Raw genomic sequence first — 23,694 nt, 5'->3', positions numbered from 1 at the left:
AGCATTTCAAAACTCATTATAAGAATTTCTTATTAAAAAAATATTTTTTGACTATAAAAAAGCAACAGGTTTATTATATGTATATCTTAACACAAGGAAGGTCTAAATGACATGGGAATGAATATTATAAATGATCCATTCAAAAATAAAGGTACTGCTTTCACACTAGAAGAACGTAAGGAATTCGGTTTGGAAGGACTCTTACCTCCATATGTTCAAACACTTGACCAACAAGTTGCTCAAACATATGCACAATTCCAAACAAAACCAACTGACCTTGAAAAACGCATGTTTTTAATGGAAATCTTTAATGAAAATCATATACTTTTCTTCAAACTCTTTAGTGAACATGTAGTTGAGTTCATGCCAATTGTCTATGATCCAACAATTGCAGATACCATTGAGAACTATAGTGAATTATTCGTACAGTCGCAAAATGCTACTTACTTATCAATCGATGATCCTGACGCTATTGAAAACTCGCTTAAAAATGCTGCTAATGGCCGTAATATTAGACTAATTGTTGTAACTGATGCTGAAGGAATTCTTGGAATTGGTGATTGGGGCACAAATGGGGTTGATATTTCTGTTGGCAAGTTAATGGTCTACACTGCTGCAGCTGGAATTGATCCTAGTCAAGTATTACCTGTTGTCTTAGATACAGGAACAAATAATGATAAGCTTCTACATGATTCACTTTATCTTGGTAATCATCATAGCCGCATCACTGGTGACAAATATTACGAATTTGTAGATAAGTTTGTTGAATCTGCCGAACGCTTATTCCCAAATCTTTATCTTCATTTTGAAGATTTCGGTCGTGACAATGCAGCTAACCTGCTCAACAAATATAAAGATAAAATCACAACATTCAATGATGATATCCAAGGTACAGGAATTATTACCCTTGCTGGGATTCTTGGTGCATTAAATATTTCTAAGCAAAAAATGACTGATCAAATTTATCTTTGCTTTGGTGCTGGGACTGCAGGAGCTGGAATTACAAAACGGATTTGTGATGAATTTGTTCAAGAAGGATTGAGTGAAGAAGAAGCTCGTAAGCATTTCTATATGGTTGACAAGCAAGGACTGTTGTTTGATGATGACACAACGTTAACACCTGAACAAAAACCTTTTGCCCGTTCAAGAAGTGAATTTACCAATGCCGCTGAACTCACTAACCTTTTAGCAGTTGTTAAAGCTGTTCATCCTACGATTCTTGTTGGGACATCCACACAGCCCGGAGCATTCACAGAAGATGTAATTCGTGAGATGGCTTCTCATACCGAGAGACCTATCATTTTCCCTCTTTCTAACCCAACAAAATTAGCAGAGGCTAAAGCTCATGATTTAATCGAATGGACTGAAGGACGTGCACTTGTTGCCACTGGAGTTCCTGCACCTGATGTTGAATTCAACGGTGTATCTTATCACATTGGACAAGCAAACAACGCTCTTGTATACCCAGGTCTTGGCTTAGGTGTAATTGCTTCAACTGCAACACTGTTAAATGATGAGATGATCTCAGCTGCTGCTCATTCATTAGGTGGAATTGTTGATCCTAAAGAAGCTGGAGCTGCCGTCTTACCCCCTGTTTCAAAACTAGATCATTTTTCAACTACAGTTGCCCTTGCAGTTGCTGAAAGTGCCAAAAAGCAAGGCTTAACAAGAGAAAAAATCACTGATGTTTCTGCAGCAATAAATGATACTAAATGGGTACCTGAATACTAATGGAGGCTTAACTATCTTGGCTACCAATAGGAATTATAAAAAGTTTATTATTCCTATTGCTGTAGCATTAATTATATGGCTGGCAACACCATTTCGACCAGAGAGTGTTTCAGTCGTCGCATGGCACATGCTTGCAATCTTTGTTGCTACAATAATTGGTTGTATTACCCAACCATTACCAATTGGTGCAGTTGCAATCTTAGGATTCACTACAACTGTTATTACTCACGAAATTCCTATTGATACGGCTGTCGCAGGTTTCGGCAACAATAGTATCTGGTTAATTGCGATGGCATTCTTCATTTCAAGAGGATTTATCAAAACTGGGTTAGGTCGTAGAATTGCTCTTGGTTTTGTGAGGATTTTCGGTAAAAAAACACTTGGACTAGCATATTCACTGATTGGTGTTGATTTAATTCTTGCACCTGCGACACCTAGTAATACCGCTCGTGCGGGTGGCATCATGTTTCCCATTATTAATTCTTTGTCTCGATCTTTTGGCTCTACTCCTGAAGATGATACTCAACGTAAAGTCGGATCTTTCTTGACCTTCGCCGAATTTCATGGAAATATGATTACCGCTGCCATGTTCCTAACTGCGATGGCCGGAAATCCATTAGCACAGTCTTTGGCTAAAAGTGCGCATATCAATATTTCTTGGATGGGGTGGTTTATCGCTGCTCTTGTCCCCGGAATTATAAGCTTAATTCTTGTTCCATTCATTATATATAAGCTTTATCCTCCCGAAATCAAGGAAACTCCTAACGCCAAAGCGTGGGCCAATGAACAGCTTTCGGAAATGGGCAAAATGTCTTTACCTGAAAAATTTATGGCCGGGATTTTCGTCATTGCGTTACTTCTTTGGGTTTTGGGTGACACATTAAATATCGATGCAACTTTGACTGCATTTATTGCTCTTTCTCTTTTACTGTTAACTGGTGTGCTTAATTGGAGCGACATCCTACAAGAAAAAGGAGCTTGGAATACATTAACATGGTTCTCCATATTGGTAATGATGGCTAACGAGCTGAATGTTCTTGGCTTCATTCCTTGGCTAAGTAAGACCATTGCAGTTAGCGTACACGGTTTGTCATGGCCTCTTGTCTTAATTGTTCTAATCTTGTTTTATTTCTACTCACATTACCTCTTTGCGAGTGCAACAGCACATGTCAGTGCGATGTATTCTGCCTTGCTTGGAGTAGCCGTTGCCTCGGGTGTTCCACCATTACTGGCGGCACTATCTCTTGGATTCTTCGGTAACTTATTTGCATCAACTACTCACTACAGTAATGGACCCGCACCAATCCTTTTCTCAGCAGGATACGTTTCACAAAAAGATTGGTGGCGTCTCAATGCAATCTTAGGTATTTTCTACCTCGTTGTCTGGCTTGGTCTTGGCAGCTTATGGATGAAGATTTGTGGAGTCTATTAATAATAATTAATGCTAAGAAGAAGGAATATACCATAGATCGAGAAATTCGAAGTTGAATGAAGCGCTTTGACCTATGAAACACGTTTATTCGTAATAATTATAAAGAGGCTGAATCAAAATTAAAATTTTGATTCAGCTTTTTTGGCTTTCCTGATAAATGTGTCACAGAAATCACATTTTCAGTTTCTTTTTTCTTTTGAATTCGTTATAAATAATATTTAATGAATAAATATTCCGCTTTATTATCCAAAGAAAAACATTGTGTGCAATTAATTAAATAATTTAAAACCGTCTTTCTATAATTAAAATTAGGTTTTAGTTAGATTCTATTTAAAAAGTTCTCAATAAACGTTATAATATTAATTATGAACTTATAAAAATGCGAAGTCTATTTTCAGCATAATTAGAGGTGTTATCCGTGATAACTTACAAATATGATTTTGTCCCCGCGGGTGAACAAGCACTCCACATTGTTTTCCCGGAACAGGTAGATGTCTCAGAAAATCAGCTGATTCAAGAGCTGGCCCAACAATTGCAGAATACATTTGGCTACGAAATCACAGACATTGTCCCTGCATACAGGACCTTAACTATCAGTTTCGACATCAGAAAAACAACTTATTATGAATTCAGTTCTAAGCTAAAAGGTTTTCTTGCTCAATATGTTCCAGATACAAAAAATGAGCATACCCGAACATTCGAAATCCCGGTTTGCTATGATTCTGAATTCGGAATAGATCTCGAAGATGTTGCTGCTTTTGGTAATCTAAGTGTCACAGAATTAATCAAACTTCATTCTGCTAATAAGTATTTTATTTATATGATGGGGTTCCTGCCTGGTTTTACCTTTATGGGAAATGTCCCTGATCAGATTGCAATGCCCAGACTTTCTGTTCCGCGAGCCTCAATCGCTCCAGGAAGTGTGGCAATTGCAGGAAAACAGGCAGGAATGTATCCTGTTGATTCACCTGGTGGCTGGCGAATTTTAGGCAGAACCCCCATTACACTTTATACTCCCGAGAATCCATTACCACCATTTCAAGCAGGAGATTGGATTAAGTTCCGGCAAATTGATCGTGCTGAATATTCGGCAATAAAAGAACTAGCAGCTCATAGTGAATATCAGCTTAAAATAATTTCAGAATAAAAGGAGAAAGCCATGCCAAATATTGAGATTATTAATTCAGGCTTAGCAACAACTATCCAGGATCTTGGACGAATCGGTCATCAGGCAAAAGGTATTCCTGTTTCAGGTGCAGTTGATCAATACTCACATCGGTTAGCTAATATTCTAGTAAATAACCCTGAAAAATCTGCAACACTAGAATTTAGTCTTCTTGGACCAACAATCAAGTTCAATGTTGAGACATTCATTGCAATTACAGGTGGCAAGTCAGAACCGGTACTTAATGATTCAAGTATCAGTTTGAATACGACTTATCCAGTAAAAAAAGGTGATCTTTTGACATTTCGTCCTATGAAAAGTGGTCGTTTTGGTTACATTGCTTTTGCTGGTAATGGGCTTCAAGTCAAGCCGATTCTCGATAGTCAATCCACTAATACTCGTCTTAGCCTTGGAGGATATTATGGCCGATCACTTATCAAAGGTGATTGTTTAACTATTAATGATTGCTATCAAATGCCAAGCTTAGCCAATCGAAGCTTATCTTTAAATGAAGAACCAATTGGAAATTCATTTCGGTTTATCAGAGGACCGCAGTGGGACCTATTCTCTGAAAGTGCTCAGCAGCTATTTATGACTGGGCCCTTTACAATTTCATCAGAAGCTGACCGAATGGGCTTCAGATTAGATGGTCCAATCCTTGAAATACCACAAAAAAATATGTTGTCCGAAGGTGCAGTTCTAGGAAATATTCAAATAACCAGATCCGGTCAACCAATTGCCTTATTGGCGGATCGGCAAACTGCTGGCGGTTACCCGGTAATTGCAACAATAATCGGTGCAGATCTTAGTAAATTTGTTCAATTCGCTTCAAGTTGTCCGCTTGTCTTTGAACAAGTTTCACTCAAAGAAGCCACTGCTGCGCTTCGCAGCCAGTATCAATTCTTAAATACTCTGGCAGATTCCATTTATCAAAAAAGATATCAATACCCAATTGGTCCCACTAGAAAAGCAAGTAGCAAAATCGCAGAAACAATTTTAAACAGTTAAAGGAGGCTTCTATTATGGAAATACCAAGTCTGGATGAACTAATTAGTAAATTCCAAGCGGCAGGTCTGACACATCTCGAGATTAAAAACGGTGAAGATAAGATTGTTTTGAAAAAAGAAGCAACCATTTTTCCGACTGCTTCAGTTACGAGTGAACAAGCACCACTGGTCGGTGGAGAAGCCGTAGAAAATAAAAAACTTACAGTAAATGCACCATTTGTTGGAACCTTCTATACATCGCCAAGTCCACAAGAGGAGCCCTTCGTCAAGGTTGGCGACCAGATTCAAAAAGGGCAAATTATTGGTATTATCGAAGCGATGAAAATGATGACTGAAGTTAAGTCCGATGTGGCTGGTATTATTACAGATATTCTAATTACCAACGATAGTCCCGTTGAGTACAATACGCCTCTCGTTGTACTTGAGAATTGAGGTGTTAAATTTGAAAAAGGTTTTAGTTGCTAATCGTGGAGAAATTGCCGTGCGTATCATTCGTGCCTGCCACAATTTAGAATTAAAAACAGTAGCAGTATACTCTGTTGCAGATATAAACAGCTTGCATGTCCAATTAGCAGATGAGGCTGTCTGCATCGGACCAGCTGAACCAAACAACAGTTACCTGAACATTCACGAAATAATTGCAGCCGCAGAAATTACCCATTCCGATGCTATTCATCCCGGATACGGTTTCCTATCGGAAAATGAAGAATTCGCCAAAAAGTGTGAAGATGAAAAAATTACTTTTATTGGCCCGCGATCACATGTAATTGCACTGATGGGTGAAAAATCACGTGCGCGTGAAACAATGCTAAAAGCCGGCGTTCCAGTCGTTCCAGTCGTTCCAGGTGGAGCGACTGAATTTACCGATTTGGCTAGTGGTGCAGCATATGCTGCAGATATTGGCTTTCCAGTTATGCTAAAAGCAAGCGCTGGCGGTGGTGGTAAAGGAATGCGTGTCATTCAGAGTGCTACTGGCTTCGCCAAAGAATTCGGATTAGCTCAAAGTGAAGCTCAACATGCTTTTAATGATAATCATATGTATCTTGAAAAATATCTACCTCATCCGCGCCATATCGAGGTTCAAATCATCGCTGATCAGCAAGGCAACGTGTCCGCAGTTGGTGAGCGCGACTGTACAATTCAACAGCACCATCAAAAAGTAATTGAAGAAGCACCTGCAATCGCACTACCAGAAGAAACTCGTCAAAAAATGTTTGCTGTTTCTGTGAATGCTGCTAAAAAAATCGGTTACGTTGGTGCAGGAACGATGGAATTCTTGTTGGATGACCCAGAACATTTTTATTTTATGGAGATGAACACCCGCATACAAGTCGAACATCCTGTCAGTGAACTAACAAGTGGGCTTGATCTTGTTGAATTACAGCTATTAGTTGCTCAAGGTGAGTCGCTTTCCTTCAAGCAAGAACACATCTCGACAGACGGTTTTGCACTTGAATGCCGTATAAACGCCTTAACTGCAGGTAAAATATCCGCTTTGCATCTTCCAACTGGATATGGAATTCGTATAGATACAGGCCTTTATCAAGGATATACTGTTCCTCCTAATTATGACTCAATGATTGCTAAAATCATTGCTTTTGCCCCATCAAGGAAGAAAGCAATGGCTTTGATGAGAACTGCGCTTGATGAAACAGTTATAGCGGGTGTAAACACAAATCTTGATTTTCTGGTCCAGTTGTTGAATGAACCTGATTATATTGCAAATAAGACTGATATTAATTGGCTGGATAAACTAACTGCCACAATCTAACCTTGGAGGTGTCCACATGAATTCACTAAAAGATATAACATCATTATCACCAGTCGAAGTTCGTCATCTGATACGTGCAGGAAAATTTACTAAACCTACGAGTGGATTAGCTTCAGGGTATACTCAAGCAAACTTAGTAATTTTACCAAAAAATTTGGCATATGACTTTCTGTTATTCGCCCAACGAAATCCCCGTCCCTGTCCAATCTTAGAGGTTAGTGATGTCGGAAGTCGAAAGCTACACAAATTTGCGCAAGATATTGACTTGGCAAATGACTTTCCGCGCTATCGGATCTATCGCAATGGCAGTTTTACAGATGAAGTCACCAGCGTCGCGGATTACTGGCAAGACGATTTAGTAAGCTTCTTAATTGGCTGCAGCTTTTCTTTCGAAGCGGAACTAATTGCTGCTGGAATTGAAATTCGCCATTTGACAGAAGGTGTAAATGTTCCTATGTACAATACAGCGATCCCACTCGAATCTGCAGGTAAATTCCATGGAAATATGGTTGTCAGCATGCGCCCAATTCCTGAAAATCAGGTGGTGACCGCCGTCAATGTAACTGCCGCGATGCCGAAAGTCCACGGTGCACCTATTCAAATTGGCAGTCCTGAGTCAATCGGAATTACAGATATTTCAAGTCCTGATTATGGTGATCCTGTCACAATCAAACCTGGTGAAGTCCCAGTATTTTGGCCATGCGGTGTAACTCCACAAAATGCAATTATGCAGGTAAAACCTGAATTCGTAATCACACATGCTCCTGGTCACATGCTAGTGACAGATATTAAAAATACCGTACTAAAATATGAATAGGAGTTGATTTTGGTGACAAAAATTGATTTGAACAGTGATTTAGGTGAAAGTTTTGGCCGCTATAGTCTAGGAAAAGACAAAGAAATCATTCAATTGGTGACCTCTGTCAATATTGCTTGTGGCTTCCATGCTGGTGATCCTGACGTAATGGCTAAAACAGTTGCACTGGCCGAAGCAGCAGGTGTCGGAGTTGGGGCACATCCAGGTTATCCTGATTTGCAGGGCTTTGGCAGACGGAAGATGCTGTTGCACCCCACAGAAGTTGAGCACCTTGTAACATATCAAGTTGGGGCACTTCAGGCCTTTACATCTTCAAAAAAGCTCCATCATGTTAAACCTCATGGTGCACTCTATAACATGGCTGCTAAAGATTATGATCTTTCACTAGCAATCTGTCGCGCAATTAAGGCTGTTGATCCAGATCTTCCAATTTATGCTCTTGCAGGCAGTAAAACCGTTCAAGCTGCAGAAACAGTTGGAATACGTTGTGCACAAGAAGTGTTCGGAGATAGAAACTATCTGCCTGATGGTAACCTAGTACCGAGAAGTGAAGCAAATGCTGTTATTACTGACCCCGCAGAAGTTGCTGCCCATGTAATTGAGATGGTAAAAAATCAGTCAGTAACTGCAATTGATGGCTCAACCGTACCACTCCAGGCTGACTCTATCTGTGTCCATGGTGATAATGCGGCAGCATTGGCAATTGTTGCAAACCTCCGTGAGACATTGCAAAATAATAAAATTGCACTGCATGCCTTTTAAAGAAAACATAAAGAGAGACGGATTTGTAATATGATGAATAAACCAAAAGATTCTAACAATATCCCTGATTTAAACGGACCTAAAGCTTCACCCCGCAGCATTGCTATGGGCGCCGCATTCTTAATGGCTATGGCCGCCGTAGGTCCCGGATTCTTAACACAAACTGCAACATTTACTGGTCAAATGGGTGCCGACTTTGGCTTTGCAATTCTAATTTGTATTATTTTCGATATCATCGTCCAAATGAATGTTTGGCGGATCATTGTGGTCAGCGGCAAGAAAGCACAAGTGATTGCTAACGAAATCTTCCCTGGCCTTGGCTATGTACTTTCATTCCTTGTTGCTGTTGGGGGTCTTTTTTTCAATATTGGGAATGTTGGGGGCGCAGGTCTTGGCCTCAATGTACTTTTCGGGATCTCACCTGAAAATGGTGCCGTAATTGCTGGTGCACTTGCAATTATCATCTTCGTGGTCAAAAATGCTTTAACTGTTATGGATCGTACCGTTCAGGCTCTTGCTGTTGTTAAAGTTGCAATCTTACTTTATATTATTTTTATCATGGCTGTCCCTTACCAAGCGGCCGTTCACCATGCATTTTTACCTACAAAAATCGACTTCTATTCCATTGTTACAATCGTTGGGGGAACTGTTGGTGGTTATATTTCATTTTCAGGTGGTCATCGCTTAATTGAGGGTGGAATGAAGGGTAAGCAAAATATTAAATACGTTAATGAGGGTGCGTTGACAGGAATTGGAATTGCCTCCGTTATCCGTGTACTGCTCTTCTTGGCAGGCCTTGCTGTTGTCGTAACAGGCTACAAACTTGATCCCACCAACCCAGCAGCCTCAATTTTTAAATATGCTGCAGGTAACTTTGGCTACAAGTTCTTTGGCTTATTACTCTTTGCGGCTGGGATGACTTCAATCCTTGGTTCGACATTTACCTCAACTTCTTTCTTAGATTTTGCAGTTAAGTCAAAAAGTGGTTTGCAGAAGTCACGCAAAGTTCTAATAATCAGTTTCATTGTAATCTCAACTGTTATCTTCTATATTATCGGTAGCCCTGCAAAGGTCCTTGTTTTTGTTGGTGCGGCCAACGGATTTGTTCTTCCAATTGCACTAGCAATTCTCCTAATCGCCAGTGTTTCCAAGAAAATTATTGGTGACTATCACCACCCCAAATGGTTAATTATTTCTGGCTGGTTTGTTGTGGCTTTCATGGCGTTCGCAAGTATCAAGACAGTGATTGGATTGTTTTAAATAACTTAATGGCACTTTTAACACAAAAAGTGTGATATAAATCGGAAGAATTTAGAGTTAGACATTTTGACTCATGGAACATATTTACTCGCAATAAAAAAGAGATAGGTTCAAAAGCTAATTTTTGGCCTAATCTCTTTTTTAGTTTCACATATTATTTTATCTGTGGCAATACTTTCTGGATATCATTCTCAAATGCCTTAGGTTTTGTTTTTGGTGCAAAGCGCTGCAAAACTTTACCAGTTGGATCTATCAAAAACTTAGTAAAATTCCACTTAATGGAATTCCCTAATTCACCGGGTGCCTCTTTTTTCAGGTACTTGAATAATGGGGCAGTTTCCTTCCCATTCACAACAGTTAGTTCATGCATTGGAAATGACACTCCATATGTTGTTCGACATGCCTGTGCAGCATCTTGTCCATTAGCAAGCTCTTGCTTAAACTGGTTAGACGGGAAGCCCAAAATAACCAAACCATCATCTTTATACTTCTCATAAAGTTCCTCTAATTCTGCAAACTGTGGAGCTAAACCGCATTTTGTAGCTGTGTTGACAACTAACAGTGTCTTCCCTTTATACTTAGAAAGCGGATACTCTTTCCCATCTTCACGCGATACCTCAAAATCATAGATTGTAGCCATTCTTGTGTCATCTCCTTTAAGTACAAGTATAATCCCAAAGTTTTATTTTGATAAGATATTAGGCTGGCTCATTCAAGCTTCAGAACCATTTATTATCCTTAGCCATTTTAATTGCCTCAATCCTATTATGTACCCCTAACTTGCTGAAGATTGCAGATAAATAATTACGCACCGTTCCTTCTGATAAAAAGAGCTGTTGTGCTATCTGCTTCGTTGTAATTCCAGATTCAGCCACCGTCAGAACTTCCATTTCTCTTGTGCTAAGTGGATTGTTCTCTTCAGAAACCATATTAACTACAAGTTCTGGTGCAAAAATTGTTTTACCGGCTGACACCGCTCTGATTGCTGTTATAAGTTCTTCGCTCGGACTGTCTTTCAACAAGTATCCTGAGACATTTGCCAAGACAGCTTGTTCAAAATAAGCCTTTTGTGCAAATGTTGTCAGAATAATAACCTTCTCCTTTAATTTCTTTTCATTTACCCTCAATGCAACTTCTAAACCTGTCATCTTAGGCATTTCAATATCTAAAATTGCAACATCTGGTTTCAAAACTTGCAGGTCTTGCCAAGCTCTTGCTCCATTAACAGCATTGCCTATGACCATAAAGTCATCTTCCAAATCTAATAATTGTGTCAAAGCGCTATTTAACAAGCTTTGATCTTCTGCTAAATATATTTTAATCATCGTCTTCGTTCACCTTCATTTGTGTCAACACCACATGCGTCCCACGATAATCGTGATAGATTTCAAACTTTCCATTTGCTTGAATCATTCGTTCACGCATTCCTCTAATCCCATTGCCGCCAACCCTTACAAATTCCTTCCCAATTCCATCATCAATCACTTCAACCCTATAGGAGTCTTCATTGGCAGAAAAGATTAATTGAACCTGATGAGCCTTAGCGTGGTGCAAGATATTGCTGATTGCCTCAGTTAAAGTCTTTCCAAAACTTGCTTGAATTTGTGTCGGCCATTTAACTGCCTGTTCCTCTCCTGTGGTAAGCAATAAAAGGTTTGCTGTTGCAAGATTCTTACTTTGTTCTAAGAGAATTTCATTAAAGGATTGTTGATGCAGGTTATTAACGATTGAACGTACTAATTGCAGATTTTGGCGACTGGTCTGTTCAATATCATTTAATTCTGCAGCCACCTTATCTGGACTCTTAGTCAAGAGCTTTTTCGCCAATTCTGTCTTAATCGTAATCATCGAGAAACTTTGACCTAATGTATCATGGAGATCACGTGCAATTCGTTCACGTTCACCACGCTGAATAATCGTCTCAAGTCTACGATTTGTTTGATTTAACTGATGTTGTCTGAATGATGAGATTGCTAATGTATTGGAAATAATTGGAGAAACACAGGGAAAAAGTAACCCCATTGATGAACCATCCCTCCAAAACATCGGATATTTTACTTGAATTCTAGCCAAAGCAATTCCAACTATGACATAATAAGCCACTATAAAGTATTTTTGATATTTTCTTGGATAATGAACTAGTATCCAAGGTACTTGCCATGCAGGAAAAATAATCAAGTATAGATTAAAATTGAAAACTGCAAAGAGCCCTGTCACAAATAATTCGAGGGGAATTGTAAGATAACGATACTCCCTTACCTCATTAACTATGATATACAGCAGTAAAAATAGGCTTGCTAGTAAGAGCCAATATACATCTTTACTACTTTTAATTGGAATAAACTGAATTAATGTGTAAGGTAAATATATTAGCCAAACATATGAAATCCAATCTAATCTTTTAAGCTTATTAAAGCCATTAAGCTTCACTAATTCTTAGTCCCTTCTTTTGCTGTATCTTCACAACCAATCTTGTCAGACAACCCATCATCACTATCCACGTAATAATACCATAGATATCCTCTAAATCGAACTGGCTATGCAGCATTGCTTTTTCTAATAAATTATTCGCAAAATACGTCGGCATTACTTTGCCAATTCCTTGCAGCCAATCTGGCATAGTATTGATTGACCACCACAATCCACTAACTATCGCTAATGGAAAAGCAATCAAGTTGCTGGCAACGCTCAAAGTCTCTTGCGTTTTAAAGTAAGACATCAGTGTTCCCAATAAAATCATTGGAATCTGCCCAACTAGTACAATCAATAAAATCATAGCAGATTGTTTTAAGCTCAAATCAACATTGTTAACAAGTCTTGCTAGTAGACCCAAAACTATTACTGCACAAAGATTAAGCAACACCGTAATTGTATACACTGAAATATAATAATTCTTACTACCTGTTGGCGTCATTTGCAGAAATAAAACCAAGCCCTTATCACGATCTCTTTTTAAGATTGTTGATACCCCAAAAATTGCACCGATTACTCCACTGTAGATTGTCATACTACCCATATAGGTCATATAGAATTGATGCATCTCTGTCCCGCTTCCAACTACCATTACCTTCGTAAATAATAAATAAAAGCCTGCAGGCATCAGTAATGTGAAAAATAAAAATGATTTATTGCGAATTACCAATCTTAGCGCGTCAAATTTTAGCTGTCTCATGATGTTAATCATTTTATCGTTGCTCCTTATCTTTTGTCATCTGCAAAAATATTCTTTCCAATGACTCATGTTCAACCGTAATATTCGAAACATCTGGATACTTCAATAATAATTCCTTTAATGTACTGTCTCCATCAACTGTCTTGATTGCAACTTGACTGCTATTTCTTTCAACACTGATTACGCCCATTAATTCTGCAAAATTTGGTTTTTCAGATTCACTAGTAATAGTAATTGTTGTTTGTTTATGCCTATCTTGTAATTCTTTCAAAGTTCCTTGGAATATGAACTGTCCTTTTTGTAAAATAATTAATCGACTAGCAACTTGTTGAATTTCCTCCAAATAATGACTTGTAATAATCATTGTTTTCCCTTGTCGTTGGAGTTCTTTGATATGTTCCCAGAAAACATGCCTTGCTTGGGCGTCCATCCCAACGGTTGGCTCATCTAAAAAAAGCAAGTCGGGATTGCTTAACAATGCTTGCGCAAATGTGACTCTGCGCATCAGTCCACCTGATAACTCCTTTAAAAACTTGCGTCGCTGTTGTTCTAAGCCTAACTGCATTAATATTTGTTCGAGTGGGATAGCATTGCTATACTGCATTGCAACTTCTTCTAAGAATTCTTCAACTCTGACGCTAGATAATACTAAATCGCCTTGCAGCATTGACCCTATCTTTTGTTTAGCTATCAACGAACCCGGTTGCTTTCCAAAAACCTGAACATTGTTTTTACTTGGCAATAGGCCTAGTAGAATATTCAGTAAGGTGGTCTTTCCTGCACCATTTTCACCAATTAAACCAATAATTTCTCCTTCATTAATACTCAAATCTATTCCTTTTATAATTTCAGTTTCGCCATAACTAAAGCTCAAATTCTTAACACTTATAATCTGTTTCATCATGCACCCCCATGCAACATATCTTAAAACAAGACAGCAAAAATCCCCAGTCAGGATTGTAATTGACTGGGGATGACAAATGTCATAATTCGTTATAATTTTCAAAAAGATTTAACCATCAAAACAAACGGATAACTTCCTCCATTCGTTTCTTGTTCGTGATAATTCACAACTTTGAAGCCAATCTTTTGGTACAATTTTTGCGCACGTACATTAAACTTTGCAACATCAAATAAAATTTTTTCTGGAGTTTTTAAATGCAATACATACTTCAAGACTGCTCTCACAAATTCAAAGCCCTTTCCTTGACCCGTTAACTCTGGTGCCATTCCAAGACCAACCTCAACTACTTCTTGTCTATCAGTCTTCTCAACTACGAAAAAGCCAATTAACATCCCTGCTTGTGTAACCTGATAGTAACTATCACCACGTAGTTCTTTGTTCATCAATTCTTGATAGTCTTCTGGATCAGCTATCATATCATAAAACTCGTACTCATCTTGATAATGCCATTGTGCAACACTTACTGCACTCTTTTGAGTCATCTTCGCAATCACATAGTTCACCATTACTCACCTCAAAAGTGATTATAAACTTCACTTCAAAAATCAACAAGAAACCTATCTAATTATTGTGTAGCTAACTTCCGATACAAATCAACTAATTCCCCAGCTAAATCTCTAAAAGTAATTGCATTCATAATATGATCTTGTGCATGGACCATTAACAAGTTTACCTCTGCATGGTCACCATTAGCTTCAGCTGTTAACATCCCAGTCTGCACATTATGCGCCTGAGACATGAACTCATCTGCACTTTCCAGTTTTTTATCTGCCGTCTCAAAATCGCCGTCTTTAGCCGCCTTAATAGCCTCAAATGCTGCACCTTTAGCATTCCCGCCATTTATAATTAATCCCATAACTATCTCTTGCTGTTTTTCATCCATTTAGATCATCTCCGAAATTATAATTGTGCACCTTGTGATTCGATAACTTTTTTATACCAGTAGAATGAATCCTTTCGGCTTCTGTCCAGTGTGCCTTCAGCCTTGTCGTTCTTGTCAACATAGATAAAACCATAACGTTTATCCATCTGACCGCTTCCAGCAGAAACGAGATCGATACACCCCCATGGAGTATAGCCCATTAATTCAACACCATCTTTTTCAACCGCTAACTTCATCTGTTCAATATGCTTCTTTAAATAATCAATTCGATATTGATCATGGATTGAACCATCCGATTCAACTTTGTCAATTGCACCTAAACCATTTTCAACAATGAATTGGGGTAAATGATAGCGGTCGTTCATCCAATTCATTACATACCGTAAACCTTCAGGATCAATCTGCCAACCCCAGTCTGATGCAGGAAGATACTCATTGCGCACAAGATCCTCCATCTCATCGTAACTATAAACTGAATTAGCATCCCCATGAGCTGAAACAGTAAATGACATATAATAACTAAACCCTAAATAATCAACTGTTCCTGCTTGAAGGACATCAAGATCTTCCAGTGTACGATCAATCTTCAAATGGTGTTCTGCCTGATATTTTAATAACCATTCAGGATACTTGCCAAGTACTTGCAAGTCACCCAGCCAGTAACGCCATTGCATTGCACGTTGTGCCTTGAGGATGTCCTTCGGATCAGAAGTTGCCGGATAAAGCGGAACCATTGAAATCATTGCACCAATCTCAAAATTAGGATTAATCTTATGCCCTATCTGAACCGCCAAGGCACTCGCAACTGCTTCATAATGTGCTGCTTGAAACATCGCCTCTTCCACATTTTCTCCATCCTTTGGTATAATTCCTGAATTAGTAAAGATTGAAAAAACACGCTTATAATCTGTTTGGTTATTGATCTCATTGAATGTCATCCAATACTTAACCTTGTTTTTGTAGCGTTCAAAAACAACAGTTGCAAAATTCACAAAATAATCAATTACTTTGCGGTTACGCCATCCACCATATTCTGTTACCAAGTAATATGGCATCTCAAAATGAGAAAGTGTGATTACAGGTTCTATCCCATATTTGAGACATTCATCAAATAAGTCATCATAGAACTTCAGCCCTTCCTCGTTTGGTGCCACTTCATCACCCTTGGGGAAGATTCTTGTCCAAGCAATTGATGTTCTAAAACACTTGAATCCCATTTCAGCAAAGAGCTTGATGTCTGTCTTGTACTGATGATAAAAATCAATCGCATCATGATTGGGATAATATTCTCCGGCAATTACGCCCTCTGTAATCTTCCTTTCGATTCCATTAGCTCCGTTGGTCATCACATCTGCAACGCTAACACCCTTGTTGCCTGCTTGCCAACCACCTTCCAGTTGATGTGCGGCTACTGCACCACCCCATAAGAAATCCTGCGGTAATTTGTAATTATTTTCTTTACCCACTTTATATCACTCCTTAAATAATTATATTCACTATAATCAGTGTAACTGAAAGCGTTTAAAATTTGCTGAAGATCTGCTCTTTTGCATCAACATTCTTAAATTGTTACTTGTTTTATTTTTTGAAGAATGTTTCAGTAACATGCTTTTTTAATTTATCAATCTACACCAAATTGTTAAGCAAGTTTGAAAAACAAAGAGCTCTCCGAAGAAAGCCCTCTATGATCCTCTACCAACCTAATTTCCATTCGACAAGAGCAATCATGTTTTATATTCTTAGTCCATTGATTCTCAACTAACTACTAATGCTTCTCTGCTGTCTGTTCCTGTTCTTGTTTCAATAAGGATCGATCGTAGAGCTTGATAAATGGATACCATACAACAAACGCAACTGACGCACAAATAATTGCAAGGATTGCACCTTTCCAGCTTGCAGTCGCAATAAATCCACCTAATCCGATTGGTGTCGGCCATGGCTGTTGGGCAATAATTTTATCTACCAAATGTGTGGTAACTGCAAAGTACCCAACTGCACCAGAAGCCAACGGTGCAAAAACGAACGGAATAAATAGCTGTACATTATAGACAATCGGTAAACCAAAAAGTAAGGGTTCATTAATATTAAAGAACGCAGGTACTATCTCTGCTTTTCCAATTTCTTGTAATTGAACTGACCTTGCTCTAGCAACCATCCAGATTGTCATTCCTAAAGTTGCTCCAGAGCCACCGATAATAACAAAGGCATTCAACGGATCACCAGCAAAGAAGTGATCTGCTCCCAATTTATTAGATGCCATATTCGCTAAGACAATCGGAGTATAAAATGAACTCATAATTGTTGCACCATGAATCCCAAACCACCAGAGAAAATGGATCAAGAAAATAATGATCAAAAATCCCCACCATGTATCTGCAATATCACTAATAAATGAAAATGGAATATAAAGAATTTTGAAAATATCTGTCCCGGCAAAAACAAGCAACATATTGAGTATCGAAACAGCAATTGCAACACAGAATCCAGGAATCAAAGAGCTGAATGAATTAGCAACGCCAGCTGGAACTGCAGGTGGCATCTTGATTGACCAATTATGTTTGACAGTAAAAGATAAATCTGTACTGTTAACCAACCTACAACTAACCCTGTAAAAATCCCAACAGCAGCTATTCTAGTAACCCCTGAAGATGCTGAAACCGCATACCCACCGCCAATAACATTTGACTTACTAAGAGATTGTACAAATTCAATAGAGCCACCCTTCCACACCAATTGTGGAACAGTGATGAACATCGCCATAAAAAACATGAATAGGCTGTTAAGCGGATTCAGATTAAGATGTTCTTCCTCTTGATAAATCTTGGTATAACTATAAGTGAATGTCCCTGCAAAAATTAGTGCTAAAATTCCCATGGTTGCATTATAAACAACCTGAAATAGATTCGTAAAATGTCCTATTGTGTTAGCATAGAGAGTAGCAAAGCCTGGTATTGGAAATGCTTGCGGTAAAATTTGTAAAATTAAAAACACAGCACCAATAATTGAAAATGCAATAACACTATAACCCGCCTCCATAATCGCTCGTACGAACCGCGAGCCAGCAAATTTACCAGCCTTCTCGGTTACATTTTCTTTAAAAGAATCAGAGATTTTCATTAGATCAACGCCTCTTTTCACGAATTTTGTTTATTCTCAATATAATTTGTGATTTATAATAAACACTAATTAATCATTACTCTTTTTTCTCTGTGCCATGCTTTTTTTGGAAACCAATTACATTCTGTCAAATCAATTTCGAGTTCTGCCGTTTGCACCAGAATAAACATACATAAACCTGCAACATAATATAATTATTTTTATTTCTTCAATCCATATAAGGTTCCCTCCCAACTAGTTCTGTAATCTAGTACGTTTTGTTACACCCTCCTTGCCTTTATTTACTATCTTCATTTTATCGAAAAATTTTAACTGTTTCTAGCTTTTAAAGAAAGCGGTTACACTATACAGATAATGTAACACTTACTGTTTTTCTAACTTTTAAATGTTATTATATATTTATTGTGTAATACACTTGTTACTCACTTTAGAGAGGTGGTTAGTTCTAAAATGATTGATTTAAATAACTTTACCCCAACAGAAATTTTGATCTATAATTACCTGATTTCCCATCCCGATAAGGCACTTAGTCTGAGTATTCGTCAATTAGGCAGTGCCATCCATGTGTCCTCTGCTTCTATTATTAGATGTATTAAAAAAATGGGTTACGATAGTTTTCAAGAATTTAAGTTTAATTTAAAACAACAACAAATCATCTTGCAAAACCAAAAGTTAGCAGTAGATTATGATACTGAAATCGTTGACTCAGCAAGCACATTTTTTAATCGTCCTCTTCTTCAGCAATATTCGCATGAATTAGCAGCTTTTAAAAATTTAACTTCAAATACAAATAATGTCCTTTTTTTTGGAATTGGGACATCTGGTGTCCTTGCCCAGTATGGTGCCCGTCAATTCTCTAATCTGGGAATCAACTCCATTTATAACGTCGATCCCTTTTACCCTTTGCCACAACAAATTCACAATGATACTACTCAAATTGCTATTATACTTTCAGTTAGTGGTGAAACACCTGAAATTGTCAACCGAGCTATTAGTCTAAAGGCCGACAACTTCCACATTGTATCCATTACCAACAATAACTTTTGCACCTTAGCAAAAGTTTCTGAAATCAATTTTTCATATAACGTCAGCCCTGAAATCATTAAAAAGGACTTAAATATTACCACTCAAATTCCAGTAATTTTCATCCTAGAAGCTTTAGCAAGAAATATTGGACACGGTTTATAATTACAGACAAAAAAATTCTGTTAGCAGTCAGCAAAAGCTGCGTACTATCAGAATTCTTTTAGATTATTTATAACAATAAGCATCAAACTCATAAGAAACTATTTATCAGTAATACCTTTAACTGCCATCATTCCAGCAATTCGACCAAATGTGAAAATATCCGTTAGTGAATTACCCCCTAGTCGATTCCCAGCATGAATTCCGCCGGCAACTTCTCCAGCTGCATACAGGTTGTCAATTATCACACCATCTTTATTCAGCACATGAGTATTACTATCAATTTTCAAGCCGCCCATTGTATGGTGCATTGCAGGTTTTCGTGGTGTTGCATAAAAAGGAGCAACCTGTACTTTCAAGTCAAAGACTTCCTTGCCAAATTCTGGATCATTCCCCATATCTGCGTATGAATTATATTTAGTAATTGTGTCAACAAAAGTATCTGGATCAATTCCAATTTGCTGTGCTAATTCGGCTAATGAATCTGCTCTATATAATGTACCTGCAGCGACTTGTTCATCAATCTTTTGCTGACTTGTATTGTATGCCGTCTCTTTAATCTTGTCATCCGCAATTAAATAAAACAAGCTTCCATTGTCAATAGCCGCCTGCGTTAAGACATCTCGGCTTTCATATTCATCAACAAAGCGTTCGCCTTCTTTATTAACCATTACATAGTTAGCTGGTGGAACCTGCAATCCAGTAAATAATTCACCTGTTACAGGATCTGAAACAGGCATCATCTGCGTAAAGCCCATTCCAACTAATGCCGCATTAACACTTTCCCCCAGTTTAATCCCATCACCTGTAATTGCAGGTGAATTGGAAGTAGCAATCGCATCATCGATTTTTGTCCAATAAGTGTTATATTTTTGAATCATCTTTGTATTTGCGCCAAAACCGCCAGAAGCCAGCACCACACTCTTGGCATGAATAACCACACGTCGCCCTTCAGCATTACGTCCAATTACACCTTTGATTGTTCCTTCTTCTATCAATAACTCTTGCACTGGAACATCTGTCAAAATCTTGCCGCCTTGATTATTAATAAAGTCTTGCAAAGCAGAAATATAAGCATAACCTTGGTTCTTTAATGGTTTATGCCCCCGGCGCCATTTTGCTCCAACGGGCATTGAGACCTCATTAGGATCGAACTCAACTCCGATATTTTCAAGCCATTTGACTGATTCCAATGCCTTATTGGTTAGTATTTTCACCAGCTCGTATTGTCCATGAATCTCATTTCCGTTTAAATCAGTCCGTTTTCCACCAAGGTATGTCTGAATTCGGTGCCACAAAATACTATCGAATAATTTATTATTACCGTTCTGTAGATAGTCTTTAATTTGTTTTCTCAGGTCTTTAAAATCATTCCTGTACTCTTCATCAATTTGATTCTCATCTTGGGACAAGACTTCCTCTAAGGTTGCTGCCTCGCCAGAAAGTGCATCAAATGTTCCTTGCCACTCTGGATCTGCCGCGTTCATTGGTCCCCCAGTGCGAATAGTATTTCCACCTATTGAAGGAAACTTCTCCACAACTACCACTTGCCGCTCAGCTTTCAAGACACATGCCGCAGCGCTTAGTCCTGCACCACCCCCACCAACCACAACAACATCTGTTGTTAATTCAAGCGGATCTTGCTCCATCGCTTTTTGAGGCTTTGGTCGTCTTTTCAGAACTGCTGCATCTCCACCGGCTAAATCAATAGCTTCTGCCACTCCATCAATCACGCCATGACTTGTAACCGATGCACCTGATACAACATCAATATTCAATGTCTGCGCACTAACAATCTGCTCTGGAATTCTTTTAAATACAGTATCCGCAATTCCTTTTGTTTCATTCTTTGTATCAATTTCAATCTTTTCGATTCTTTTTTCTGATACAGTAATTGTCATTGGCAACTTACCATTATGGCCAATTGCACTGACTTGATACTCTCCTGGTTCAAAATGAACCTCTTCAGAAGCATTTAAGAACTCGGCTGCTTGAATAAAATGTAGAAAGTTTTTGAAACATGACTGTAAGAACTTGATAGTTGACGTATCTTTTAAATTATTCTGTTCATCAAACGTTGAAGCAGAACTACCAAGTAGAAATTCATTGCCGGGCAATACTAACGCATCAACTCCGGGAGCATCTAGAATCTGTCGCAAGTGTAATTGTGCGCTTGATGACCCTTGTACTCTAATTGAAGTTCCAATTATCATAACTGGCTTGTTATTAAATGGATGCTCTTTGAAAGACATCCACTCAATAAAACTATTCAATGCAGAGGGAATTGAACGATTATGTTCTGAAGTTGAAATAATCACACCATCTGCCTCAGCCATTGTTCGGCTAATATCCTGAACAAGCTTACTTGTCCCAATCTCAATTGATTCATTGAATAGTGGTAATTGTCGAATATCAATAATTTCAATCTCAGCGAGACTACTAAATTCTTTTTTAATAAAATTCAACAATAATGTCGTTGCCGAATCATCAACGTTTGTTCCGCTAATTCCAATTAATTTCATTATAATTTCCTCCTATAGTCTCTATCATCGATTCTTAGCAACAAATTGCATGAAATCCCCAAAATACCTGTCTAGTTCTTCTTTTTTTGCAACATCTGTTAATTCGCCTTCATCGGTAAATGCTTGCAGCGATCCACCTAACAAGTATTCTCTACCAGGCATTAATAATCCACTTAACTCAGGTGCATTCAATATTTGCCGCAAATGAGATTGTGCTCTTGAAGTTCCAAGTACCCCATAGGAAGCGCCCGTAATCATAACAGGCTTATCTCTAAGTGGCTGTGTGGTATACGCGAACCATTCCAGCAAACTTGCTAAAGCCGCAGGAATCGTATGATCATACTCAGGGGTACTAATGATCACACCGTCTGCCTCAACTATTTTTTGCGATAGCCGAGCGATTATTTCTGGCGCTGTTTGAGAGACAGGCTTATCAAAAAACGGTAAATTTGTTAATTCGTAAATCTCAATTGTTGCTTGTGTAGAAAAATTTCTCTTCATATACTGCAGAAGTTTTCGATTCGTCGACTCAACTGCTCCTGTCCCGACAATTCCAATTAAATTTATCATTTTAAATAACTCCTTCTAATCATGTGATTTTATTTTCAATAATGTCGATATGACTACTAGAAAGGGATTGAGCCAAAAGTTAAATTTTGCCTTCGCCTCTCTATTTATTCCGTATAAACGTGTTCTATAAGTCAAAGTCCTCCGTCTAGCTTCGAATTACTAATAGTAGAATTCCTGCTATGCCAGTAATTTCGAGTTAGTATTTAAATTTTATCGTCTTATGTCACACTCAACCTCTTTACTAATTCATAGGAATTAAAAGTATACTTAAGGTCTATAATTAAGTATACTGACGTTAGTATATTTTGTGAAATTTTTATTTAATTATTGGCTGATAACTAATTTGCTATCGAAAGAAGGAATCATTTTGTTTTCAAAGAATCCATCATTGATGCTCCAATACCTAGACGTACTTCTAAAGCACAGTAACTTTACCAAAGCTGCTAAAGATCTCTACATCTCACAACCCTACTTAACCCAGATTATTAAACAAATTGAACAAGAATTAGGTGTTCCCATTATTGATCGTCAAAGTCAGCGACTTAAACTCAGCGAGGCTGGAAAAATATACTATCACTATCTTGAAAAACAAAATACTGCAAATGCGATGCTGACTCAAGAGTTATCCCAATATACTCATCCTGATAAAACTATAATCAAATTAGGTGTACTCCAAAGCCTAGGAAGTTTTTTACTTCCACTTTTCCTGCCTAAGTACTTGCAAGAACATCCTTCCGTTCATCTAATTTTAGTTGAAGATGTTCCCACAGTTAGCGAAAAACTCGCTATTAATGGTGAAATTGATTTTTTTATCGGGCAAAATCCGGAAACAATTGCACCTCCATTGCGACTAGAAACTGCAAAAGCAGAAAATTATTATGCGATAATTCCTTCTACCTCACCTTTCTTTGAAGAAAAAAAACAGCAGCTCGCAATTGGGTCAATCCCAATCAAGACGCTGCTAAGTTCACCACTAGTTTTAAGTTCACCTGGATCTGCTATTCGTAATCAAGTTGATTCACTTTTTAACAAGTACAAAATCAAGCCCCAAATAATTATTGAAAGTCAAAATATTATAACTGCTGTCGAATTGGCTACACATGGACTTGGGCTGACGCTTGTACCTACGAGCATTATTAATAAGCTGACCCCTGGTGCATATAATCTTTATCCCTTATCAAGTGACTTAATAAATTTAAACTATTTTATTGCTATGAATCGTACAAAAACTCTCGGTCCCTATGAAAACGAGCTTGTTGAATCATTTTTAACAATCGGAAAATAATAATTCAATCAGGTATCTTATCACTGTCCTAAAAACTGCTTTATTCTGTTA

21 protein-coding genes and 1 pseudogene are annotated in these 23,694 nt (G+C 38.1%); 11 read left to right on the top strand and 11 right to left on the bottom strand.

Translation table 11 applies throughout. The features are described 5' to 3' along the window. Positions 1–111: 111 nt before the first annotated feature. From ABF682_RS02675 to ABF682_RS02635, 9 genes are all read left to right on the top strand, one after another. Positions 112–1,731, top strand: coding sequence for a malolactic enzyme (locus ABF682_RS02675; RefSeq protein WP_415618945.1), 1,620 nt, complete (start codon positions 112–114; stop codon positions 1,729–1,731). A gap of 16 nt (positions 1,732–1,747) precedes the next feature. Beyond that, the gene (locus ABF682_RS02670; protein WP_415618944.1) at positions 1,748–3,163 is read left to right on the top strand and encodes an anion permease; all 1,416 of its coding nucleotides are present in this window, start codon (positions 1,748–1,750) and stop codon (positions 3,161–3,163) included. A gap of 418 nt (positions 3,164–3,581) precedes the next feature. Continuing rightward, entirely contained in the window at positions 3,582–4,310 is a 729-nt protein-coding gene (gene pxpB, locus ABF682_RS02665; RefSeq protein ID WP_415618943.1) for a 5-oxoprolinase subunit PxpB, read from the top strand. A 12-nt stretch (positions 4,311–4,322) separates the two neighbouring features. Further along, the gene (locus ABF682_RS02660) at positions 4,323–5,336 is read left to right on the top strand and encodes a biotin-dependent carboxyltransferase family protein (protein WP_289981154.1); all 1,014 of its coding nucleotides are present in this window, start codon (positions 4,323–4,325) and stop codon (positions 5,334–5,336) included. A gap of 14 nt (positions 5,337–5,350) precedes the next feature. Further along, complete coding sequence (gene accB, locus ABF682_RS02655; RefSeq protein ID WP_415618942.1) at positions 5,351–5,767, top strand: acetyl-CoA carboxylase biotin carboxyl carrier protein; 417 nt, start codon at positions 5,351–5,353, stop codon at positions 5,765–5,767. A 10-nt stretch (positions 5,768–5,777) separates the two neighbouring features. Further along, the gene (locus tag ABF682_RS02650) at positions 5,778–7,106 is read left to right on the top strand and encodes an acetyl/propionyl/methylcrotonyl-CoA carboxylase subunit alpha (RefSeq protein ID WP_415618941.1); all 1,329 of its coding nucleotides are present in this window, start codon (positions 5,778–5,780) and stop codon (positions 7,104–7,106) included. Positions 7,107–7,122: 16 nt separating this feature from the next. Further along, positions 7,123–7,923 carry a putative hydro-lyase gene (locus ABF682_RS02645; protein WP_415618940.1) on the top strand — a complete coding sequence of 267 codons (801 nt, stop codon included), beginning with the start codon at positions 7,123–7,125 and terminating at the stop codon, positions 7,921–7,923. A 12-nt stretch (positions 7,924–7,935) separates the two neighbouring features. Then, a complete protein-coding gene (locus ABF682_RS02640) occupies positions 7,936–8,685 on the top strand; it encodes a LamB/YcsF family protein (protein WP_415618939.1) in 750 nt (249 codons plus the stop codon). Positions 8,686–8,715: 30 nt separating this feature from the next. Continuing rightward, the gene (locus ABF682_RS02635; RefSeq protein ID WP_415618938.1) at positions 8,716–9,945 is read left to right on the top strand and encodes an NRAMP family divalent metal transporter; all 1,230 of its coding nucleotides are present in this window, start codon (positions 8,716–8,718) and stop codon (positions 9,943–9,945) included. A 154-nt stretch (positions 9,946–10,099) separates the two neighbouring features. Here ABF682_RS02635 and ABF682_RS02630 read toward each other — a convergent pair whose 3' ends face one another. The 9 genes and pseudogenes from ABF682_RS02630 to celB form a co-directional block, all read right to left on the bottom strand. Then, entirely contained in the window at positions 10,100–10,585 is a 486-nt protein-coding gene (locus tag ABF682_RS02630) for a glutathione peroxidase (RefSeq protein WP_289981253.1), read from the bottom strand. 79 nt (positions 10,586–10,664) lie between these two features. Then, a complete protein-coding gene (locus tag ABF682_RS02625; RefSeq protein ID WP_289981252.1) occupies positions 10,665–11,270 on the bottom strand; it encodes a DNA-binding response regulator in 606 nt (201 codons plus the stop codon). Further along, positions 11,263–12,375, bottom strand: coding sequence for a sensor histidine kinase (locus ABF682_RS02620; protein ID WP_415618937.1), 1,113 nt, complete (start codon positions 12,373–12,375; stop codon positions 11,263–11,265). The genes ABF682_RS02625 and ABF682_RS02620 overlap by 8 nt, the downstream gene beginning before the upstream one ends. After that, positions 12,365–13,129, bottom strand: coding sequence for an ABC transporter permease (locus tag ABF682_RS02615; RefSeq protein WP_415618936.1), 765 nt, complete (start codon positions 13,127–13,129; stop codon positions 12,365–12,367). Before ABF682_RS02615 ends, ABF682_RS02620 begins: the two co-directional genes overlap by 11 nt. 1 nt (position 13,130) lies before the next feature. Continuing rightward, positions 13,131–14,018 (bottom strand): ATP-binding cassette domain-containing protein, encoded by an 888-nt coding sequence (locus tag ABF682_RS02610; protein WP_415618935.1) that lies wholly within the window; start codon positions 14,016–14,018, stop codon positions 13,131–13,133. Positions 14,019–14,119: 101 nt separating this feature from the next. Continuing rightward, positions 14,120–14,587 carry a GNAT family N-acetyltransferase gene (locus tag ABF682_RS02605; protein WP_415618934.1) on the bottom strand — a complete coding sequence of 156 codons (468 nt, stop codon included), beginning with the start codon at positions 14,585–14,587 and terminating at the stop codon, positions 14,120–14,122. 59 nt (positions 14,588–14,646) lie between these two features. Next, the gene (locus ABF682_RS02600) at positions 14,647–14,964 is read right to left on the bottom strand and encodes a PTS lactose/cellobiose transporter subunit IIA (RefSeq protein ID WP_415618933.1); all 318 of its coding nucleotides are present in this window, start codon (positions 14,962–14,964) and stop codon (positions 14,647–14,649) included. A gap of 17 nt (positions 14,965–14,981) precedes the next feature. Continuing rightward, positions 14,982–16,430 carry a 6-phospho-beta-glucosidase gene (locus ABF682_RS02595; protein ID WP_415618932.1) on the bottom strand — a complete coding sequence of 483 codons (1,449 nt, stop codon included), beginning with the start codon at positions 16,428–16,430 and terminating at the stop codon, positions 14,982–14,984. A gap of 299 nt (positions 16,431–16,729) precedes the next feature. Further along, positions 16,730–18,081, bottom strand: a pseudogene (celB, locus tag ABF682_RS02590) (PTS cellobiose transporter subunit IIC). Positions 18,082–18,531: 450 nt separating this feature from the next. Here celB and ABF682_RS02585 point away from each other — a divergent pair. Then, positions 18,532–19,269 carry a MurR/RpiR family transcriptional regulator gene (locus ABF682_RS02585; RefSeq protein ID WP_415618931.1) on the top strand — a complete coding sequence of 246 codons (738 nt, stop codon included), beginning with the start codon at positions 18,532–18,534 and terminating at the stop codon, positions 19,267–19,269. Positions 19,270–19,367: 98 nt separating this feature from the next. Here ABF682_RS02585 and ABF682_RS02580 read toward each other — a convergent pair whose 3' ends face one another. Both ABF682_RS02580 and ABF682_RS02575 read right to left on the bottom strand, forming a co-directional pair. Next, positions 19,368–21,788, bottom strand: a complete 2,421-nt coding sequence (locus tag ABF682_RS02580; protein ID WP_415618930.1) for an FAD-dependent oxidoreductase — start codon at positions 21,786–21,788, stop codon at positions 19,368–19,370. Between the two features lie 24 nt (positions 21,789–21,812). Continuing rightward, complete coding sequence (locus ABF682_RS02575; protein WP_415618929.1) at positions 21,813–22,358, bottom strand: NADPH-dependent FMN reductase; 546 nt, start codon at positions 22,356–22,358, stop codon at positions 21,813–21,815. Between the two features lie 367 nt (positions 22,359–22,725). Between ABF682_RS02575 and ABF682_RS02570 the strand changes: the two genes are divergently transcribed. Next, a complete protein-coding gene (locus ABF682_RS02570; RefSeq protein ID WP_289981238.1) occupies positions 22,726–23,643 on the top strand; it encodes a LysR family transcriptional regulator in 918 nt (305 codons plus the stop codon). Positions 23,644–23,694: the final 51 nt, after the last annotated feature.

It is taken from the genome of Liquorilactobacillus sp. (assembly GCF_047719775.1).
Classification (GTDB): Bacteria; Bacillota; Bacilli; order Lactobacillales; family Lactobacillaceae; genus Liquorilactobacillus.
The sequence above is the reverse complement of the archived record's forward strand: the minus strand, read 5'-3'. Positions and strand labels throughout refer to the sequence as shown.

Excerpts from the sequence above, each read along its gene's own strand:
- ABF682_RS02675 (WP_415618945.1), top strand. The coding sequence starts at position 112 with ATGGGAATGAATATTATAAATGATCCATTCAAAAATAAAGGTACTGCT.
- ABF682_RS02660 (WP_289981154.1), top strand. The coding sequence starts at position 4,323 with ATGCCAAATATTGAGATTATTAATTCAGGCTTAGCAACAACTATCCAG.
- accB (WP_415618942.1), top strand. The coding sequence starts at position 5,351 with ATGGAAATACCAAGTCTGGATGAACTAATTAGTAAATTCCAAGCGGCA.
- ABF682_RS02645 (WP_415618940.1), top strand. The coding sequence starts at position 7,123 with ATGAATTCACTAAAAGATATAACATCATTATCACCAGTCGAAGTTCGT.
- ABF682_RS02635 (WP_415618938.1), top strand. The coding sequence starts at position 8,716 with ATGATGAATAAACCAAAAGATTCTAACAATATCCCTGATTTAAACGGA.
- ABF682_RS02630 (WP_289981253.1), bottom strand. The coding sequence starts at position 10,585 with ATGGCTACAATCTATGATTTTGAGGTATCGCGTGAAGATGGGAAAGAG.
- ABF682_RS02625 (WP_289981252.1), bottom strand. The coding sequence starts at position 11,270 with ATGATTAAAATATATTTAGCAGAAGATCAAAGCTTGTTAAATAGCGCT.
- ABF682_RS02615 (WP_415618936.1), bottom strand. The coding sequence starts at position 13,129 with ATGATTAACATCATGAGACAGCTAAAATTTGACGCGCTAAGATTGGTA.
- ABF682_RS02610 (WP_415618935.1), bottom strand. The coding sequence starts at position 14,018 with ATGAAACAGATTATAAGTGTTAAGAATTTGAGCTTTAGTTATGGCGAA.
- ABF682_RS02605 (WP_415618934.1), bottom strand. The coding sequence starts at position 14,587 with ATGGTGAACTATGTGATTGCGAAGATGACTCAAAAGAGTGCAGTAAGT.
- ABF682_RS02600 (WP_415618933.1), bottom strand. The coding sequence starts at position 14,964 with ATGGATGAAAAACAGCAAGAGATAGTTATGGGATTAATTATAAATGGC.
- ABF682_RS02585 (WP_415618931.1), top strand. The coding sequence starts at position 18,532 with ATGATTGATTTAAATAACTTTACCCCAACAGAAATTTTGATCTATAAT.
- ABF682_RS02580 (WP_415618930.1), bottom strand. The coding sequence starts at position 21,788 with ATGAAATTAATTGGAATTAGCGGAACAAACGTTGATGATTCGGCAACG.
- ABF682_RS02575 (WP_415618929.1), bottom strand. The coding sequence starts at position 22,358 with ATGATAAATTTAATTGGAATTGTCGGGACAGGAGCAGTTGAGTCGACG.